Origin of the sequence: Bifidobacterium olomucense, assembly GCF_012932375.1 — a bacterium.
GTDB lineage: Bacteria > Actinomycetota > Actinomycetes > Actinomycetales > Bifidobacteriaceae > Bifidobacterium > Bifidobacterium olomucense.
Genome location: NZ_JAAIIG010000001.1, coordinates 33553 through 53682, shown reverse-complemented (window position 1 = coordinate 53682; position 20130 = coordinate 33553). Strand labels below are relative to the sequence as shown.

Sequence of the window (20130 nt, the reverse complement as noted above, 5' to 3'; positions counted from 1 at the left end):
CTCTTCTGGCGCTTCTGCTGCCAAGGCCCAAGGCAGGAGCGCCTTTGTTGTGTCGGTTGTGTCGCGCTCGTTATCGCAAGAAAGCTCTGAACCGACTCGCCAGCCCCTGCACTGAATCGGTGGTGCCGCGGAAGGCGGCGGCCGTGGCGTTACGGGCCGTCAACAGTATGAAATCGGACTGTTCGGGGCATCGCTCGGCAAGGATGCGGGCGATATCCATGTCGGTCTGGCTCGGCTGGAATATGAGACTGGACTTCGCCTGAGTTTTTCCTGAAGACTTTGTCTTGGCCCGCGCTTGCCTTTTCGCCCTAGCTCGCGAGGTCAGAACCACCTCACGCCATGTCATGCGCCAAGCTCTGGCAGACGAATCGCCGTTGTCCTGATGCGCTTGAGCCTGCGCGATAGCCGCCAGCACACGACGCCGACGCATACGACGCCATAATCGCGGCACGCCCAAGCACAGGCCAACCAGCGCAACAGCCGCAAGCAACCCGAGCAATATACCGCGTGTCACCAGCCGCGCATCGAGATCCAGCATCCGCCACAGCATCCATCCGCCATCGTTGCCAGCGTTGCCAGCGGCGTTGTTCGCATTCCGGCGTGAGGCGGAACCACGTGTATCCGACGCATCAGACTGGTCAGAGGCGTCGCCGGAACCATCGGCCGAATCATCGGCGGATGCATCCGGCGTGGCGGTGCCGTCGGCTCCATCGCCGGAATCGCCGGTACCATCGGACGCGCTATCGGCCGCGGCGGAAGCAGCATCGGACGCGGCCGACCCGTTTTCCGCGGTGGCGGGCGTCACGTCAAACGGCACCCAACCCACACCGTTGAGATACGCTTCGGTCCAGGCGTGGAGCTGCTTGGATTGCACTACGAAGAAGCCGTTCTTATCGCGATTGGATACGCCGGCGTTGTAGCCGAGCACAATACGCGTTGGAACGCCGAGAGAGCGGCCAAGTACGGCGAGCGCGGAAGCGTAATGCTGGCAATAGCCCGCATGCCCGTTGTCCGGGTCCAGAAAATCATCAAGTACATCGAGATTGTCTCGCCCGTCGCCGTCCGGCGCATCGAGCGAGTAGGTGAACGCGTTGTCCGGATTGGTGAAATAGTCCACAAGCCAGCGCATGGCACGCACCTGATCGTCATAGGTTCTTCCCTTGATGGGTATGCCGGCGGCTTGCGCCTGGTCGATCACGGATTGCACGTTGGCGGGCAGTTTCTCGGGCAACGAAGTGTATCGGCTCTCGTGGGCGCGTCTGTCGCTGGCGTCCACGTACCACTGCATGCGCGCGATCGACTGATTGGCCCGTGGAATACTGCCGTTGACCACGGTATAGACGGACAGGCTGGTGTTCTTATGCAGGAAGGAGAACACGCGGCCGGCCCATGCATCGGTATCGCGAGACGAGCTCGCAGCGCCGGGAGCGCCAGACTGCGCGTCCGCATTCGCGCTGGACATCGAAGCATCCAGCGGAGTGACGATTACCATGCTGCCGCCCGAGCCAAAGCCGAGTATGTAATTATCCTTGCCGAAGCCCAACTGTTCCACAATCGTATCGTCGAATACCACGCTGGACGGCGTGGGCGCGGACGTACCATCCAGGAACGTCGCCTGTTCGCCTTGGAAACTGCCGGCCCCCAGCCGCCATCCGTTCGCCCCCGTCACGCTGCCATCGCCATTGATCGTGGCCCTGATGACGAGGAAGTCACCGTCCGTATCGCGATGGACTTCGGCAAGACCTGTATCCGCCAGATCACGACGGGCCTGATACCAACGCTGCAGGTCGTCATCGGTGACGTCCGCGTCACCTAACAGGGCGCTCTGCGCGCTTGTGATCTGGGATAGTTGACTGAAACCGGACGATGTGGTGATGGGGTCGATTGCATTGCCGTCTGCACCATATTCGAGGTCCGACGAGGTACCGGTGGTGCGGTTGTACACCGTGCCGTCCTGATAGAGCAGCCAGTCGCCGCCTACGCCATTATCGAGGTGCGTGACGTTTCCGGGCACAGGCAGGAAGCGTGATTTGAGGGTGTCGATGCGAATGTTGGCGTTGACCATGAACCGTTCGAGTGAACTCGTGTCGGTCACTGCAACGTCATATCCGGTATAGCCGAGCGCCGCCATGTAGGCTCCTAACGGGTTCATCATCATACAGTCGTAGCGGGAAAGCTCATCTTCGCTGTTGCGACCGAGTTGGATGCCTGAGCCGTAGAGCCCGGCATCGAGCGCGAATTGACGGTCGTATCCCCAGGTGTCGCCATCGAAATTGTCGAGCGTGGTCAGGCGCAGGTAAAGACGCTTGTAGGACCGGTATGTCAGTACCGTCTCGTCCGAACCGGCGGCAATGTTGCGCTTAAGGTCGATCATCGGATTGACGGTGTTCGAGGTGAACATGCCACCGCCTTCTCCGATGGACAGGGGCACTCGGTACGCCAGCAGCGCGGCAGGACCGGTCAGAGGCAGAGTGATGGCGGCGGCGAGCACGGCGACGGCAAACGAAGCGGCGATGAGCGTGCGGCCGGCGTTGGTGCCGGATGCGCGGATGGTTCCGGACCGTTTCGGCGAAATACGAGGCCTTTCCAGACGCAAAGCGGGATATGACCGCCCCGGATGGGCGGCGAACAAGGCCAGAGGGAAGGCCGCGACGGTCAAACCGATCGCCCACAGCGGTGCCAGATGCCCCACCAACGCATAATCGGCGGCGAGCGCCGCCACCGGCAGCACGACCATGGTAGGAATCAACGGCCGGAAGACGAGAAGGCACCGCACCGCGACGGCGAGCGCCGCCACCGCCAAGATGAGGAACAGGTCGCTGGCTTCGGAGACCTTGAGCGGCGGCAGTTGGATGTTGAGTTGGTCGAATCCGGTGTTGACGACGCCGCCGAACAACTTCCATAGAGGGGAGGAACCGGAAGCGAGATCCGGCGCAATGCTGTATTGCGTGGCCTGCGAGGTCTCTTCCTCGGCGATCTGGGCGTGCGCGGCGGAGGCAATCTGCCGGAAACGCACCGCAGCCAGTGCCGCCGTGGCGAGCAGCACGAACATCGTATAGGCCACGAATCGCAATACGGAACGTATGCGCGTGGTGGATTGTACGACGGCTCCCAGCGCGGCCAGCCCCAGCAACGCAGCCGCGAACCATATCCACATGCCGTCAGGGGAGATAAGGCCGGAAAGGCCTGTGAGCGCCACACCGAAGAACGTCGTCAGCGCCATAGCGCCCGCGAAACGAGGCAGGAGCCGATATGCCAGCCGTGACAGCCGAACACGGCCGACGTTGTCGGGGGACGTCCGTTGCTCGGGAATCTTGTTGAAACCCATTCGCATCGTACGGCCGGCGGGCGAAACCGTCTGCATATCGATATGCCGATATGCAGATGTTGCAGTCGGCTTTGTATCGGCCGGGGCGAGCACCGTGAGCCTGTCGGCGATCGGGCTGTGCCGTAACGCCGTAGCAAGCGCTTGACTGTCGGTGCCGTCGCAGATCAGCACTCGCACCGCTCCCTGTCCGTTCATGGCCGTTCGCACGATGGCGGATGCACGTTCGGGAACACTTGGCAGCTCAGGCTTCTTCACACTGTTCGCTTGCGAGGGCCGCCGGTCTCCGGATGCAGACGATGCCGCCGGTGCAGCATACGGCTGCACGGCCGCGAAAAATCGCTCGAGATTTTCGTCCCCCTCGAACGTCTGCATACCATCGGTGGCAATGAGCCGCTCCGTACGACCGGTGTCTCGCGAAGCCTGTACGTACGGCAGCAGCGCGGCGACCTCGGCATCAAGCTCTTTGACGGTCACGCCGCCCGTGTTGGGCACCAGCACAATGGTGGCGCTCATGTCTCGACTGGATTCGCGGGTCATCAGTTCGCCGCGATGGGCGGTTTGCCGCCAGGAAATAAGCTTCAGCGGATCGCCTGGCGCGTAGGCGCGCACGCCGCCGGAATGCGCGGACTGGTTGGAGCCTACCTGTCGTGCGTTCATCACGGACGCATCGCCCGAAATATGTTCGTCCACGGCGGGCACAATCAACGTCTGTCCTCCACCGGGGACAACTTTGCGAGCCGCAATCAAGCCCAACGGCGACGTCCATCGCACCACAGTGCTTACGGTGACGTACCAGCCGCGACGCTCGGGAAGATCTCCCACCACCCGGCTTACCACAGTACCGTAGCTGTCTCGTTGTTCGATCTGATTGGAAAGGACGGATTGGCCGATGGCGATCACACCGCACCATTGCAGCATCACCAGCACCAATGCGCATACGAACACCACCACGAACGCGATGCTGACATCCATCAGCGTGCGTTCGTCAAGCAACAGTCCACCGAAACAGCATCCGCCTGCCGCCGCAAGCAGCAATGCCCCTCCCCATGTGGGACGAATCAGACCGTGCCGAACCAGTCGGCGATCAGTCAATTCGTGACGGCTTGCGCGGGTCATAGTCACACCTTGGGCACGGAGGTGGCGGATACGATGTCAGAGATGATGTCTCGGGCCCGGTCAAGCGACCCCGAATCGAAGCCGACGTCCCTCAGCACCAGACGATGGGCAAGCACCGGTACGGCCGATGATCGCACATCATCCGGCAGCACAAAATCCCGCCCGTCGATAAACGCATAGGCACGGGCCATAGCCGCCAAATGCAGGCTGGCACGAGGAGAGGCACCGTAACGGATATCTTCACGTGATCGAGTGGCTTGGACGATGGCCACCAGATAATCGGCCACCGCATCACAGAGCGCGACCCTACGCACGGCGGCGCGAATGGCGATCGCCTCGTCTGCGGTGCATATCTGATGCACTCGGTCAAGCGGCCGCGACCAGTCCGAGGAGACGAGCATCGCGGCTTCGGCTTGCGCGGACGGATAGCCGAAGCTGGCACAGGTCATGAAACGGTCAAGTTGCGCCTCGGGAAGCGGGTACGTCCCCTCAAGCTCGATAGGATTTTGCGTGGCGATAACGAAATATGGGTCCGGCAGCACATGGGTGATGCCGTCCACGCTGATCTGGCTTTCGTTCATAGCCTCCAGCATGGCGGATTGGGTTTTGGGATTCGCACGGTTGATCTCGTCGGCAATGACGATATTGGCGAACAACGGCCCTGGATGAAACGCAAAGTCACGCGCGTCCTGCGAATAGATGCTCACACCGGTCAGGTCGCTGGGCAGAAGGTCAGGAGTGAACTGGATCCGGTTCGTCTCGCCGCCGATGGCGCGCCCCATGGCGCGGGCGAGCGTGGTCTTGCCGACTCCCGGCACATCTTCAAGCAGCAAATGCCCACCGGCCGCAAAGGTGGTGACCACAAGATCGATCACCTCACGCGAACAGGACAGCGCCCCTTCGAGCGTATCGGCAAGATGAACCAACATGGACGGACGGGCGATGACAGTTGCGGTGGCAACGGGCGCATCGATCATGACAGCCTCTTTCATAGCGACTTCGATCTGCCCTCCAGTGTACGTGCGGCGTACCGTCATACTCAAATACGCCGAGCGCTAATTGCACTGGCTGCACCGGCCGCAATGTCCCTGTCCGAATACAACAAGACCCCGGCACCAGTCCGGGGTCTGAACGATCACTGCGCGTTCGCTACTCAGCCAAGAATGGCCAGCACGTCACGGGCACCGATGATGAGGTAATCCTCACCCTCGTAGTGCACCTCGGTGCCGCCGTACTTGGAGTACAGCACCTTGTCGCCGACCTTGACATCCATCGGGATACGCTCGCCCTTGTCATCGCGACGGCCCGGGCCAACGGCCAGAACTTCGCCCTGCTGCGGCTTCTCCTTGGCGTTGTCCGGAATGTAGAGACCGGACGCGGTCTGAGTCTGGGCCTCGGCCTGCTTGACGATGATCTTATCTTCCAACGGTGTGAGATTAATCGACACTGTGGGTCACCTCGTATCTGCTTGTAGTTCAGTTCGATAATGCCGCGCCAGAACGCCTCAAGAGGCTGACGATCACTTGCGTTGTCCCTTTGCGCTAGGACACATGGTAGCGCGATTGTTAGCACTCTGCCAACTTGAGTGCTAACGCTGTGAGAGAAAACGACTGCTCAGTTGCCGCGGCGGGCCAGAATGGAATCCAGTCCCATGCCCAAGGAATCAGCCGCCGCCTGTGGCGCATCGACGTCCGCCTGTTCCTCGGTCTTGTGGAAGGCTGCGCGATCCGCGCCGTCGGCGGCCTCGATGTTCACCGCCGTTTCGCTCGCCGCATTCGCCGTGGCATCGGATTCGGCAGCCTGTGCGGCGGATGCCTTGGCATCGTCGGCAGCCTTGACGGCACGTGCCTCATCGACCAAACGCTCCACGACCTCAGGTTCGGCCGGCGTGGCCTTCGACACCTGACGGGTCGACTTGATCTCCAGGCTTTCCGGAGCGTGACCGGACTGGCCGCCCTTGTGCTGTTCACCACCCAGGGTGAAGGAGATGAGATCCTGCGATGTGGCCATGTCGAACACATCCAGCGCACGGGAGGGGTGTACCGAAGCCAATTCAGACGTTGCATCCGACTGTGCCTGATCACGTTCGTCCCGCACGGTCAGGGATGCAGCGGAAACTGCGGCCCTTGCCGCCGATTCGCCCTGGTCGGAAGCGTCGGAAGCGCGATGTTCCGCCACCTCAGAAGGCGTTGATGCAGCGACCGCTTCACCAGACTTGTCCGAGGAGGCAGAGTCATCGTCTGATGCTGTGGAACGGTCGGCGACGGCCTTGCGCATCGCCTTGGCCTTGGCCTGCTCCTGTTCGGCCTGTCGCAGGGCACGACGGATCTCACGCTGCTCCATCACTTCGGTCGAAACGCCGGACGCAGGTGTTTCGTTGCGTGCGACCGCGTCCGACGAGGCCTCGTTGCGAGAGGTCTGCGGTATGGCACCGCTAGCTTGCGCATGAGCCTGAGCGATCTTCGCCGCCTCGACGCGCGCCTGATTCATGGTCTTTTTCTGCGCCGCACGCTTATGCTCATACCGCGACACCCGACGTTCCCAAAGACGAGCATGGCGGGCCGCATTGGCTCCCAGCGCCAGCACACCCGCCAGCAATGCCAAGGGAACCAGCGCGAACCAGGGACTGAACTTCAGCGGAAAGGCGGCGACAAACACCAACACCGTCACGGCAAGCAGGCCGGCCGCCAACATTCTGCGACGACGAATGGAGGCACGACGCAGCTCACGCACATGAGCGATATGCTCAGGTGTCAGCCTCGCTGACGGTGTTGATGCTGGCATTGCTGCCCCTTTCGCCTTGTGCGGCTTGATGTCCCCGAACCGCTCGCCGTTTTCGGCCTCAACAATATGCAGGGACGGCGAATATCGATCCTGCCGGTGCTCGTCCACACGCTTCATGCCATTGGCCGTGCGCACAGGCAACCATACGACGATGATAATCGTCACAATCACCAGCACGATGACAGTGCTTAGTGACTCATAACCCATAGTGTCAAGAATAGGAGAGGTGCCGACGAACTTGAACCTTCCATCCGGGCGTGTCGGGTTCAGACCGCGTCCGGCGCGGGCATCAGCTTCGTCCCCCGGCGAGTCGCGAGGCGAATCCCGAACCTATATCCTCGGCGAACAGGGCGAACGTCACATGGTCACGCCACCTACCATTCACATACATATACCGTTCACGCAACCCCTCATGATGTGCGCCGACCTTACGCACCACGGCCAGCGAGCGCGCATTGTCCGGCAGTATGGCGATCTCCAGCCGGTGCAGGGCCGGCCCGAAAGGATCTCCTAACGCCCAATCGGCGAGCATGGCCAAAGCCATCGGCGCGAACCCGTGCCCTGCATAGCGCTGGTCCACCCAATAGCCCACCACACCGGTGCGCATGGCCCCATACGATATGGCTCCCAAGGAAATCTGGCCGACGATATGCATCTGGTATTCCATGGCGAACAGGGCACCTTCGCCATGCTGCTCGCTGAACCGCTGACGCTGAATCCATTGGTTGAACGTGATGGAGCCGGAATGCATGGGGTCGCCCGACTCCCATGGGGCAAGCCAGTCATTGTTCCGCCAACGCACCTCGTTCCAGTCTTCTTCGTCATCCATGGTCAGCGGACGCAACGCGATGGGAAAAGCCGGGTAGGTCAAGCGAGGCATCCGAATCTGATGCGCCGGATGAAACGCCTGCTTCAGAGACTGATTGATGGACTGGAAAACTGACACGGACCTTATTGTAGCCATCGGTAACATGCTAGGTTGTGCCATATGAGTGCGCATGAGCAAAACGACCGGAACGGATCGGCTGATAACACCGTAGCGACGATTGGCATGGCCGCCGTCGACAACGGTAGCCCCGGTAAAACCATGCTGCGGCATAGGGCGCTTGCACGACGGAAGTTGACCACGCCTGAAGAACGTCGCGAAGCCGGCGAACGATTGGTTCGCCACCTGTCGGGGGAATTGGCATCGCTTTCATCTCATGGCGCACCGTTGACCGTGGCCGCCTATGTATCCATGGGAACGGAAGTGGAGACGCGTCCCCTGCTGCGATGGCTGTTGGAACGCGGGTGCACGGTATTGGTACCGAGGTTGGGCAGCGGTCTGGAGATCGGCTGGAGCAGGCTGGCCTCGGTGGATACGTTGATGACTGTGCCGGGCAAATCTGCGGCAGATGGGGCACATGCAACGCATCTCCGCCCCGATGAGCCGATGGGAGCCGTGCTTCCGCCGGAGGCGTTGCACGAGGCCGATGTTGTGATAGCCCCGGCACTGGGAGTTGATCCACAGGGCTACCGTCTTGGACGCGGTGCCGGCTGGTATGACCGCGCGCTGACCTTGCGACGGCAGGGATGTCCTCTGATCGCCGTGTGCTGGCCATGGGAGGTCATGGACCGGCCGCTGCCCGTTGAACCGCATGATGTGCCGGCCGATGCGGTGCTGACCCCCGACGGCTTTCGTCAGCTGCAAGACGTGCATCGGTCCGGTTCCGGCATCCCGGCCTGATAATCCATCGGCGAAGTGTCATGGCGACGACTAGGATGTGAACGGTTGTACGGCACGGCGCTATCGCGCTTCATGCCCGGCAAATATATGACTTCAACACTTGTGGAGGAATCCGATGCCTACTTATCATTACCGCTGCAAGAACTGCGGCTACGATTTCACCGAACAGCAGTCGTTCACCGACGATCCGATTACCGTATGCCCCAAGTGCGATCAGGAGCAGGTGCGCAAGGTGTTTTCGGCTGTGCCGATCGAGTTCAAGGGCCACGGTTTCTATCGCACGGACAAGTCGTCCAAGTAATCGGTCGGGTAGTCAGCCAGGACAACAATCGCGCCGCACCGCTGTTCGATACGCATCGGACCGGCATTGTGGATAACTCGGGAAGCTGGAACCACATAGGTCCGTTTGGCTTGCGCTGGCATGAACGCCTAGGTCACCATGGTTTGCATGGTGACCTTTTCTGTACTCGGTTCCGCATTTGGCGCGAACCGCATGAAACGTTCGCAGGGATCGTTGCGGCAGCGCCGCGCGCTTCGTACTCTGCGCCGATTGACTGCGGCCATGTGCGTGGGATTCGGCCTGCTGTTCGGGCTTGAAGCCGTGCTGGCCGCAGTGCAAACCGCACCGCTGGTAGTCGCCGTCGAAGACATAGCGCGAGGCGAGACGATTCAACGCGCCGATGTGCGGCTGGTGCATGTCGCACAGACCGCCGCCGGGGTGTCAATGGCTTCGGATTGCACACAGGTGATCGGAAAGATCGCACAGATCGAGATTCACGCTCAGGACCCTATCTCCACTCATATGGCTCGCGATGCGCCGGTAGTGCCGGCCGGGTCCACCGTTATCGACGTGCAGCTGGCAAGCAGCATTCATGGGCTTATCGCGGGCGATTGCGTCGATCTCGTGTCTGCCGCAAGTTGCGATAGCGACGAATGCATACTCGCCGAGAACGCGATGGTGATTCAGGTAGGCGGCGAGGCATCACAGGACGCCATGTCGAATGATGCGCTCGGCGACGCCAGTCGTCATGCGACGATGTCAATGACGCCGGAGCATGCAAGCAACGTGATGCACTGGCAGCAGAACGGCGCGGTTATCGCAGTGATGCGATAACCGCGGGACACGACAGACATGCAGGGCAATCACTGCTTTTCGCTGAAGATGCCCCAATGCGGCGGCAGCTCGCCGAGAATGCGCCGATCATCCTCGGCCTGACGCTGCTGGGCGGTTTGCATGTCTCCAGGTTCGAGTTTCACGCCGTCCGCATCGAAACGTTCGGTTCCTTTCATCACCACGCGTTTATGCGTGCGTGGGGTGCGACGGGTAGCGCTGTACTCCGCCATGATCACTTGACCTCACCGTAGATTTCACCGATGCGAGCCACGATGCGGTCCACTTCCTTGTCCGGGTTCACGAACGCGGCGACGCTCCATACCGTCATCACGTTCCAGCCGAGAGAGACCAAATCCTGGGCGGACAGACGATGACGACGACGTGTGGACTGTACGGACATGAAGTTCGCGTCATCGGTCTGGACGGCCAGCGCGAATGGCCTGTCTTTCACACTGACCACCAGCGGAATGCGGATACCCTTGTCGAACCCGTACTCCACTGCGGCCTGCAGACCGCGAGCGCGCAAGCGTTCAGCGATGTCGCGGAACAGCACATTATCTCCGGCTGCATCGCGCAACGGCAGCACCGGCCTATCGTCGAGCTGTTCGGCCCAGCTCAGCATGGTTTTGAGGAACTTGGGGCCGGACTGGTGCAATCGCTCGGCATCAAGCTCATCTGAGCCAAAGGCCGAAACGATATCGAGATGGCGATCGGCCAATGCCAGCGCATCCAGCAGCAGCTCACGACCACCATCATGCTCCAGCACACCGAACTGCTGGAGCAGACGACCGTGGGAGGTTTTCGCGTAGCACAGCGACAGAATCACGTCGGTGGCTCGCAGACCGGCGACGTCACGCAAGCAGATCAGACGCACATGGCGAAGGAACCGACCCATCGCAGCGGATTTAGCGGCCAACGACTTCAGTTCGGCACCGAGACGAGTACGGAACACATCGGTCAGGCAGACCACAGCCAGACGATAGCTTGACGGCACTACGGCGAATCCGGAGGCGCGCTGCGTAATCAGACGGATCACCTCATCGATCTCCTGCTGGCTCGATTCCACCAGTCCGGAAGACATCACCGGCACGCCGTTGGCTTCAATACGGTGGAACCGCACCTCGCCACCGGACGATCCTGCGGTCACATCATATCGGACATGACCGTATCCTTCGGATTCCAGGAATGCGGCCAGGCGAGGAGCCCGGCGCGACGGCGAGGACGTCACCTCGACCTTGGGCAGCATGCCGATCAGACGTTTGATGCTTTCGCTGGTCACCGTGGCGCAATGCGCGATCACCACGACCTGACGGGCACGGCCGAGTACGGAGAGCAGTTCAATGGCGGGAATATGAGCGCAGGCGTCCAGAATCGCCACATCCGCGAGCGGCGACGGTTCGGTCAGCGAGGCCAATGTGCCAGCGGAAGCCACCAGAATAGGCTTGGCCGCCGCCAGGATCTCAGGATGATCATGACGAATACGGCTCAACGGCACATTGGCGCGTCCGGCGAGCACCGTATGCAGCTGGTTGGCTTCCTGCGTGCGCGAGAATAGCATGTCGCACAGGCGGCGCATCGATTCCTGGGCCACCATCGGACCGATGGAGCGCACATGTTCCACATCGACTTGAGCGAACCGATCGGAGGCGGTCTGCAGCACGGACCCATCCTGATTGGAGATGATGGCGGAAGCCCGCACGATGTCCTCAAACACGGTGGTCCACCATGCGAGTTGGACCTCGCCGCGTACCTGTTCGACGCTCACGCGGCGAGTGCGCAGGTCCTCAACCAATTCATTCAGACCAGCGGCAGCGAACTCCTGTTCCAGACGGCAACGTTCCGGCAACGTATCCAATGCTTTACGATCGTCCAGCAGCGACTTGAGTCTGGCCTCCACGGCGTTGAAATCCTCGGACTCAAGATTGCCGCCGCCCGGCGTAGTGGTGAGCACCGCGTTCAACGCAGTCATGTTGCTCACCAGGGCTTCCTGAGTGGCGATGATCTCATCCAGTTTGACAGGCAGCACCGGCCATCCGCCGTGAGGTACGAACTGATGCCACTGCTCCCCCTGCTTGGCCACCACCTTGAGCGCCTCATGCAGGTCTTCGACCTGTGCGCCCACACGGAGCAGAGCCTTGGCTTCCTTGACATGGCGGCGGCGTTCCCAGAAGCCCATCGAAGTGCCTTCGGCCTTGCGCTGCGCCTTGGGTTTGGTCGCCTCGATCATCGAATCGATGTCACGTTCGAAAATCTCCGGCTGGAACACGTCCAGCACACGCCTGAGATTCTTCAGCACTGTGACCTGACGTTCCCATTCACGTGTGGTCGGCGGCACCGGGAAACCACATTCCCGTACCGTGCGCGCCACCTGTTCGCGGGTGGCTGGCAGGAAACGACGCAGCAGATCATCGACACGCTGGTAGGCGTCCACTGCTTGCTCTTCAGTGGTCAAAGAGGCCTTGTACCAAGCGGTGTCGTCCGGACCGATCGTGAATTCGCCGAGTTCGCCGGCGCGCTCCAGCTTGCCGATCCACGATTCGATGGAGCTGGCGATGCCCAAGGCACTCTGTTCGCTCAGCCGCACATGCGTAGCCGGATGCGTAGGCAATGTGGAGATGCGAGCTAGATTCTGAATGGTCTCGTATGCCGACACGCCCCACTTATCGTTGCCGCCATGCAGATCACCCAGATAACGGGTCAGGCGCGAGCGGACTCCCACCAATTCGTCCGCCAACTGGTCGAACCGCTGCGTGGCGACCCCCGGCTGGAAGCCGACCGCCGCGATCAGCTGCTTGTCGATGGCGGCATTGACATGTTCATCAGCCACATCGAGCACCTGAGCCTTCAGCTCATTGGCGCCGGCCGCCTGCATAAAGGCTCGCTTCTGCTCGGCGGTGCCCGGCACATACAGCACGGAACGACCGCTCATCACGCAACGAGAGGCCACTGCCAGCGCTTGTTCGGCAGTACCCTTCGGGAAAGTGCCGTCCATCACCACGCTGCGGCCGGATGCCGCCAACGACGCGACATAACGCACCGTATTATCGACATCCCCCACCTCGTATTCGGAGTGCGGATCCACATCAAAGGGGCTGTATTGCGGCGCATCGGCGTCGTTCAGCGCAGCCTGTGAAGTCTCGCTACCGGCGAGAGCGTCCAACAGCACATTGCCGGTGGGACCGTTCTCCAACTGGTCGATAAAGCGGCGGCTTTCGCTGATCATCTGCGAGGAAGGATCCATAAAGCAACCGAGCACGATCTGGCGCTCGATGTTGAAATCGGCGATGCGTTCGCTTGCCTCGGCGGAGATTCTGGCGAACATGGCCGAGGTCTCCGGCGTACCGCTTTCATAGCTGGAGCCATCGAACAGGGCGTCCTCGTCGAGGAACACCCCTTGTTCACGCAGCGCATTGACAAACGCCGTATTCAGCGCGACCCGTCCGGTGAACTGAATCAGCATGGACGGATTGTCTGCGGAGGTACTCACATCCACCGGATACAGCAGCACCGGCAACGCATTGCCTTTCCACGTGGCCACGCCCACCACCAAAGAGAGCTCCGCCACACCGGAGACGCGACGTTTGGCGCTCTGATCATCGAGCACACGGCCGACATGGCGCTCGGCCGCTTTCAGCACACCACTATCGCGGAACAGCGAATCAAGACGCACGTGGCCTGAAGCGAACAGCTGGGCGATGCCCGAGGGATGGGCATGGGTCATTTCCAGTTTCGCCGCCAATTGATTGACATCTTCCAGCGGAGATGGCGGTTGCATGCTGCGATACTGATCACGCCAACGGCGAATACGGTTCAGGCCGTCCGTGAGATTTGTGTTCTGGGGCTGACTTTGGGTCATTGCTCGGCTCACTTTCCAACCGCTTCACGGTATTCGCGATAACCTTGGTTATGCTCCAAGGCCTCATCGATGTCGGCCTCGCCGCGGGCTGCGAGCCAGGCATACATATCGTCATACAAATAAGGATTCATGGCAAGGAATGCCATCAGCTCAGGGTGACGGGCGGCTTCGAACTGCACATTGAAATCCTGCGTGGTACGCGCCTCGTCAGAGGTGATGCCGGCAACTTCAATCACCGGCTCGGCGGCCTTCAATTCACCTTTGGCCACACGCTCGAACACGGATCCCGGTTCGAATGCCGGCGTATAGGTACCGGTCGTGTCGGTTTCGCCCACTGCGGCAACGGGACGGTATGCGTCATCCGATGCGCGGTCGGGCATTGCCGCATCGCCATTCGATGCATCCTGCGCATTCAGCGGCGTCTCCTCCGACGATTCCGACGATCGAGCAGCATCTGCCGAAACATCATCGGTTTCCTGCGCGCCCGCTTCCACCGTTGCGGCAGCAGGAGTATGCACGTCATCGGCTGGCGCGGCACCTTCAGCCACAACCATCTCAGACCGTTCCGATTGACTATTCTGTCCAACGTGTGCATCGGTGTGCGGCGTCTCGTCACCCTCCTTGGACGAAGCCTCGGCCGCGGCATCCGGCTCGGCCGCCTGAGTCAGAGCGACGGAATCGGGCATATGACGTACCACGGGATGGGCAATGGCATCAACCGGCACCACGCCAGAAATCGTCACCGGACGTGCATGCGCCGGCTGCGTAGATGCCGGCTTCTGTTCCGCCGGCGGCGCATCATGAGAATCCTCGTTCTCCGCAGGTTTCGGCGTTTCCTGCGCATTCGCATCATCGAGATTCTGGGCCAACGCATCGGCGAACAGGTCACGCGGCAGGGCGGGCTCCTCGGGCTTCACCAGCGGTTGAGTGACGGTAAGCCCTTCCAAAGAGAGCTCCCCCACTTTGCGCCTGACATTCTCGGCGCTGAAAATCGCGGTCGGCTCACCGGCGCGCAAATCCAGAATGTCATCCACGGACATATCGGCGGCATCCGGTTCCTGAGGCGCCTCCCCAACGGCATACCCGAACAGATTCGGTACCGAATCGGGTTCCTGCGGCACATGTTCGAGCTCAATGAAATCGGCAGGCACATCACCGAACTGCATACGCATCGGAGAAGACGGCAATATGAACTCGGCGTGGGGCGGCAGACGCAGCAGATCGCCATTGTCTCGTACCACGTACGATCCATTGGTGGAGCCGAGGTCACGGATGGATGCCGTACCGTCCTCTTTCACCTCCAGCACGGCGTGACGCTTGGACATCGACTTGGTCCGATCGGCGACATCGAGACGAGCGTTGCCGTCACTGGCAAGGGGACGTAACGGTTTACGACCGATTTCCAGACGCTCACCCGGCTTGACATTCGCCTGGTCCACACCGTTGATCCTCACCGTCCACTCACTCACCGTGGCTGCCTCCCTCAACACGCTCCGGGCCAACATGACATAGGCCAAGTCAATACACTATGAGCCATTGTGTCATCTTTTACCGGCTTTCGGCGTATTACCGAATACGGAATCAACAACTTCCACTCATTGTCCGACGGCGATGCGTCCGTCAATTGCTTACGTTCCTTCAGTCTACTCAGTGATATCTACGCTGTGGCACGCATGCGCACCGTACAGGCTCCACAGATTAGCTCAAGTCAGATCACGGAAAATGCGAGAAACCCCGCAACCTGCATATACAGGTGCGGGGTTTCTCGAAAGCTGATGATTCGCGGCTGATGCCGCACAAATCACTTGAGCTCGACGGTGGCGCCAGCCTCTTCCAGCTGGGACTTGGCCTTCTCGGCGTCTTCCTTCTTGGCCTTCTCCAGAACAGCCTTCGGAGCGCCGTCGACGAGAGCCTTGGCCTCAGCCAGGCCCAGGTTGGTGATGGCGCGGACGGCCTTGATGACCTGGATCTTCTTGTCGCCGACGGCGGAGAGGATGACGTCGAACTCATCCTTCTCTTCCTCAGCAGCGGCAGCAGCCGGAGCAGCGGCAACGGCAACAGCGGCCGGGGCAGCAGCCTCGACGTCGAACTTCTCCTCGAAGGCCTTCACGAACTCGGAGAGCTCGACCAGGGTCATCTCGCCGAAGGCTTCCAGCAGCTCATCGTTGGTGTACTTAGCCATTATGGCTTCCTTTCAAATCTTGGCAGTGAACGAAGTGGAGATTCACCGCCTAATAAACCTTGTGTATTGAATTATCGAAGCATCTGATTCAAGCCGCGATGGCGAAAATCAGGCAGCCTTCTCCTGCTTTTCGCGCAGGGCGTCGATCGTACGCACAGCCTTGGTCGGCAGGGCGTTGAACAGGTACGCGGCCTTGGCCATCGTAGCCTTGACGTCGCCGGCGAACTCGGCGAGCAGCTGCGGGCGGGACTTGAGGTCCGCCAGCTTCTTGGCACCCTCAGCATCGTAGACAGTGCCGTCAGCGGCAGCACCCTTGATGATGAGAGCCTTGTTATCCTTGGCGAAGTCACGGATGACCTTCGCAGCCTCAATGAAGTCGCCCTTCACGAAGGTGATGGCGGTCGGGCCGGACAGGATCTCATCGAGACCCTCGATACCCGCTTCCTTGGCGGCGATGCGAGCCAGCGTGTTCTTAGCCACAGTGTAGGAAGTATCGCGGCCTAGCTTTTCACGCAGATCGGAGATCTGCGGAACGGTAAGCCCGCGGTACTCGGTCAGGTAGACAGCGTCAGCGTTACGGAACTGTTCCGTAAGCTGGGCGACCACCACTTCCTTTTCGGGCCTCTTCATGGCGTTCCTTCCTTAGTCGGCCGTTGACTTTTCGGGTTCGGAACGTGCTGCTGGGCAATAAAAAAGCCCTGCGCACAGGCAGAGCAACATAAGCTCGCGAAGCGAACTTGTCAGCCCTTAACGGGCTTACATCTCTCAACCTGCGCTGGCTTGGCGAACCAAACTTCGGAACTGCGCTTACGCACACTTCAACCAACGGTCTGTGGTTTACGGTCTGATAATTTACGTGCGGCAGACGACAACATCACCCTTCGGCGTGTCGCGAAGCATAAGTCCCCTCTGGAAAACGTACGACAACAACCCGATCACAACGTAGCGGCGTACTGCGCCACCGAAGCGGTGACTTCCTTGAGATAATCCAGCGAGCGACGCCAATGGCCCGGCACCTCGATGGAATGATTGGCGTCCGGATATTCATGCACATGCGGGGTCAAGGCGTTGGCACGGATACGATCGAAGAACGGGTCGGCGGTGCCGGCGCAGATCAATGGCGCGGGGCCTGCGTACCGTGAACCACGCGCATGCGAATCCCCGGCATGTTCCGAACGAATCACCTGAGCCGCATCGTCCACGCTCGGCGCTTCATCCTCGCCCACAATGTCATCGCCCACAGCCGGCACCGGAATTACGCGGGCGGACGGATCGAAATCAGCGTGATGCAGCACAGGAGTCAGCAGCACAAACGGCAGCCCATAGTGCGAAGCCACATGCGGATAGGTCATCGTAGTCAGCGATTTGCCGATCAGCAGCAGTCGCTCGGCCTTCACCGACGCAACCCAACCATCAATGGCGTCGTTCAACACGGGAATAACGGTGGACAGATCGTCCGAAGCATTGCGCACATTCATGCGGTCGATGCGCCATCCGGACTCCGCCAGAGCTTGAGCAGCCCAATAGAGCAGCGGACGATCACAGTTGTATCCGGTACCCGGCATCAGCAGCACCCGTCCATGCTCCTGCCCTGCCTTGACCGTGTTCTTACGCCACGAAGTAATACTGACTTCCACCGGTGTCTTCGTCATCTTCCGCCTCGCATTCCAATCCCCTGTGTTCTATTCGCACGAAAAGTACGCAAAACGGCCTCATTCCGCCTATTTCACGTACGATTCGCGCGAAAAGCACGCAGAGAGGCTCATATGCACATGCCTCCCGCACTTTTCGCGCGAAAACGCAATAGATGGATTTCAGTGTAGCTCGGTTTTTCGCACCGCGGTTTCACGATATGCACACAGGCTATAATCGGCGATGGTTCTGATTGGGTGGCTGTGCCGCACGCGCGCAGACAGGTCGATCAGGGCGAGTCGCAATTCTCGCCGGGGCAACCACGTCCAGCACCACCCACGCAGTATCCAAGCGGTCGAACAGCCATTGGCGCAACAGCACGATTCCATGGATCGGCCTCTGCGTGCCGTGCCCGCTTCACGCGCGGACCCCGCACAACCCAAGGAAGTAGAGAGCAATGGAGAAGTTCTTCCATTTGAAGGAGAACAACACGACGGTCTCGACCGAAATTCTGGCCGGCCTGACCACGTTCTTCGCGATGGCGTACATCATCGTCGTCAACCCGCTGATCCTGTCCCAGACCGGCATGCCCTGGGGCGGCGTGTTCCTCGCCACCATCATCGCGGCCATCATCGGCACCCTGGTCATGGGCCTGTTCGCCAACGTGCCATATGCACAGGCTGCCGGCATGGGCCTCAACGCATTCTTCACCTACACGGTGTGCTTCGGCCTGGGCTTCACTTGGCAGCAGACCATGTGCATGGTGTTCCTGTGCGGTCTGATCAACATCATCATCACCGTCACCAAGATCCGTAAGATGATCATCATGGCCATCCCCGAGGTGCTGCAGCAGGCCATCGGCGGCGGCATCGGCCTGTTCGTGGCGTACGTGGGCATGCTGAACGTCGGCCTCATCAAGTTCACCCCGGGTGATCCGAAGGCCGCCGCCAAGGGCGGCGCCGTGGCCGCGACCCCGGGTCTCGCCACGTTCAACGACAAGGTGCTGTGGGTCTTCCTCATCGGTCTGGTGCTGGCCATCGTGTTCACTGTGATGAAGGTCAAGGGCGGTCTGCTGCTGGCCATCGCCATCACCACCGTGATCGGCATCCCGTTCGGCGTGACCAACTTCGGCTCCTCCGTCTCCATCTCCGAAACCTTCTCTCAGCTGCCGCAGACCTTCGGCGCCATCTTCAGCGCCGACGGCTTCCCGGCCCTGTTCTCCGACCCGGCCAAGCTGCCGCTGGTCATCGTGACCATCTTCGCCTTCTCGATGTCCGATACGTTCGACACCCTAGGCACCTTCATCGGCACCGGCCGCCGCACCGGCATCTTCTCCGCAGCAGATGAAGCGGCTCTGGAGAATGGCCACGGCTTCTCCTCCAAGATGGATAAGGCGCTGTTCGCCGACTCCATCGCCACCTCCATCGGCGCTATCTGCGGTACCTCCAACACCACGACCTACGTGGAGTCCTCCGCCGGTATTGCCGCAGGTGGCCGCACTGGTCTGACCTCTGTGGTCGTGGCCGTCTGCTTCGCGCTGTCCGCATTCCTGGCCCCGCTGATCTCCGCTGTGCCGTCCGCCGCCACCGCAGGCGTGCTGGTGATCGTGGGCTGCATGATGGCCGCTTCTCTGAAGGAAATCGATTGGGCCAACATCGATGACGCGATTCCGGCGTTCTTCGCAGCCGTGTTCATGGCCTTCTCCTACTCCATCTCCTACGGCATCGCCGGTGGCTTCATCATGTACTGCATCGTGAAGACCTGCAAGGGCAAGGCCAAGGAAGTGCACCCGATCCTGTGGATCGTCTCCGCACTGTTCATCCTGGACTTTGTATGCATGGCGATTCTGTGATGTTCATGGTCGCGAATCACTAACGATTCGCGCTATGGACTGCTACACGGCTGGGCTCCTCAATGAGTCCAGCCTTTTTTGATGCGCAAGAGGTGATTTGAAGGGAGTTCTGTGTAATTCTAGACTGCCGAGACCGTCAATCCCTGTCTCAGCAGTAACGGCAAACGATTGATTCTGGGATCGGGACAATACGTTGTGTCACAACACTAGTTTTGGACGATTCTGGCGAGTTGTGGCAATGCCCTTCCAACTACGGTAACCATTTTCCGCCGTTGTACTTGCCACAACAGCCATGATTAGGCTGAATGAATCGATTGTGGCAAAAAGAATTGTCACGACCTTGCAAAGCATAGGAAATCCGTAAGTTGTACCACAGCATATTGCCATAACAGCAACATCGAACGATTGATTCCAAGGTTGTGCCAGAGACTGCGCCAAACCGTTGAATCTTCGCACCAGCAAACCTCGCAGAAGGACCGCTTGCGAATAAAAGCGACTACCTGCGAATACGGGAAGGTCCCGCATGGAATAACCATACGG

15 protein-coding genes are annotated in these 20130 nt (G+C 60.3%); 4 read left to right on the top strand and 11 right to left on the bottom strand.

Annotation, left to right across the window (positions count from 1 at the left end):
* Nucleotides 1-70: 70 nt before the first annotated feature.
* The 5 genes from G1C97_RS00180 to G1C97_RS00160 all read right to left on the bottom strand — a co-directional run bounded on the left by G1C97_RS00180 (nt 71) and on the right by G1C97_RS00160 (nt 8192).
* Nucleotides 71-4444, bottom strand: a complete 4374-nt coding sequence (locus G1C97_RS00180; protein ID WP_169240020.1) for a transglutaminaseTgpA domain-containing protein — start codon at nt 4442-4444, stop codon at nt 71-73.
* Nucleotides 4445-4446: 2 nt separating this feature from the next.
* A complete protein-coding gene (locus tag G1C97_RS00175; RefSeq protein WP_240950924.1) occupies nt 4447-5436 on the bottom strand; it encodes an AAA family ATPase in 990 nt (329 codons plus the stop codon).
* 161 nt (nt 5437-5597) lie between these two features.
* Nucleotides 5598-5891, bottom strand: coding sequence for a co-chaperone GroES (groES, locus tag G1C97_RS00170; RefSeq protein WP_100496332.1), 294 nt, complete (start codon nt 5889-5891; stop codon nt 5598-5600).
* Between the two features lie 167 nt (nt 5892-6058).
* Complete coding sequence (locus tag G1C97_RS00165) at nt 6059-7435, bottom strand: hypothetical protein (protein ID WP_169240019.1); 1377 nt, start codon at nt 7433-7435, stop codon at nt 6059-6061.
* 82 nt (nt 7436-7517) lie between these two features.
* Nucleotides 7518-8192, bottom strand: a complete 675-nt coding sequence (locus G1C97_RS00160; protein ID WP_169240018.1) for a GNAT family N-acetyltransferase — start codon at nt 8190-8192, stop codon at nt 7518-7520.
* Nucleotides 8193-8279: 87 nt separating this feature from the next.
* Here G1C97_RS00160 and G1C97_RS00155 point away from each other — a divergent pair, with 87 nt between their 5' ends.
* The 3 genes from G1C97_RS00155 (at nt 8280) to G1C97_RS00145 (ending at nt 10068) form a co-directional block, all read left to right on the top strand.
* The gene (locus G1C97_RS00155; protein ID WP_169240281.1) at nt 8280-8954 is read left to right on the top strand and encodes a 5-formyltetrahydrofolate cyclo-ligase; all 675 of its coding nucleotides are present in this window, start codon (nt 8280-8282) and stop codon (nt 8952-8954) included.
* 115 nt (nt 8955-9069) lie between these two features.
* Nucleotides 9070-9255, top strand: a complete 186-nt coding sequence (locus G1C97_RS00150; RefSeq protein WP_100496336.1) for an FmdB family zinc ribbon protein — start codon at nt 9070-9072, stop codon at nt 9253-9255.
* Nucleotides 9256-9447: 192 nt separating this feature from the next.
* The gene (locus G1C97_RS00145; protein WP_169240017.1) at nt 9448-10068 is read left to right on the top strand and encodes a flagella basal body P-ring formation protein FlgA; all 621 of its coding nucleotides are present in this window, start codon (nt 9448-9450) and stop codon (nt 10066-10068) included.
* A gap of 29 nt (nt 10069-10097) precedes the next feature.
* On the opposite strand, the gene G1C97_RS00140 is transcribed toward G1C97_RS00145, so the two are convergent.
* The 6 genes from G1C97_RS00140 to G1C97_RS00115 all read right to left on the bottom strand — a co-directional run bounded on the left by G1C97_RS00140 (nt 10098) and on the right by G1C97_RS00115 (nt 17758).
* Complete coding sequence (locus G1C97_RS00140; protein WP_169240016.1) at nt 10098-10298, bottom strand: hypothetical protein; 201 nt, start codon at nt 10296-10298, stop codon at nt 10098-10100.
* Between the two features lie 2 nt (nt 10299-10300).
* A complete protein-coding gene (locus G1C97_RS00135; protein ID WP_169240015.1) occupies nt 10301-13924 on the bottom strand; it encodes a helicase in 3624 nt (1207 codons plus the stop codon).
* A gap of 8 nt (nt 13925-13932) precedes the next feature.
* The gene (locus G1C97_RS00130; RefSeq protein WP_169240014.1) at nt 13933-15393 is read right to left on the bottom strand and encodes an FHA domain-containing protein; all 1461 of its coding nucleotides are present in this window, start codon (nt 15391-15393) and stop codon (nt 13933-13935) included.
* 332 nt (nt 15394-15725) lie between these two features.
* Complete coding sequence (gene rplL / locus G1C97_RS00125) at nt 15726-16106, bottom strand: 50S ribosomal protein L7/L12 (protein ID WP_100496341.1); 381 nt, start codon at nt 16104-16106, stop codon at nt 15726-15728.
* A gap of 108 nt (nt 16107-16214) precedes the next feature.
* Nucleotides 16215-16736 carry a 50S ribosomal protein L10 gene (gene rplJ, locus G1C97_RS00120; protein ID WP_100496342.1) on the bottom strand — a complete coding sequence of 174 codons (522 nt, stop codon included), beginning with the start codon at nt 16734-16736 and terminating at the stop codon, nt 16215-16217.
* Nucleotides 16737-17041: 305 nt separating this feature from the next.
* Complete coding sequence (locus tag G1C97_RS00115) at nt 17042-17758, bottom strand: hypothetical protein (RefSeq protein WP_169240013.1); 717 nt, start codon at nt 17756-17758, stop codon at nt 17042-17044.
* 437 nt (nt 17759-18195) lie between these two features.
* Between G1C97_RS00115 and G1C97_RS00110 the strand changes: the two genes are divergently transcribed.
* A complete protein-coding gene (locus tag G1C97_RS00110) occupies nt 18196-19590 on the top strand; it encodes an NCS2 family permease (protein ID WP_100496344.1) in 1395 nt (464 codons plus the stop codon).
* Nucleotides 19591-20130: the final 540 nt, after the last annotated feature.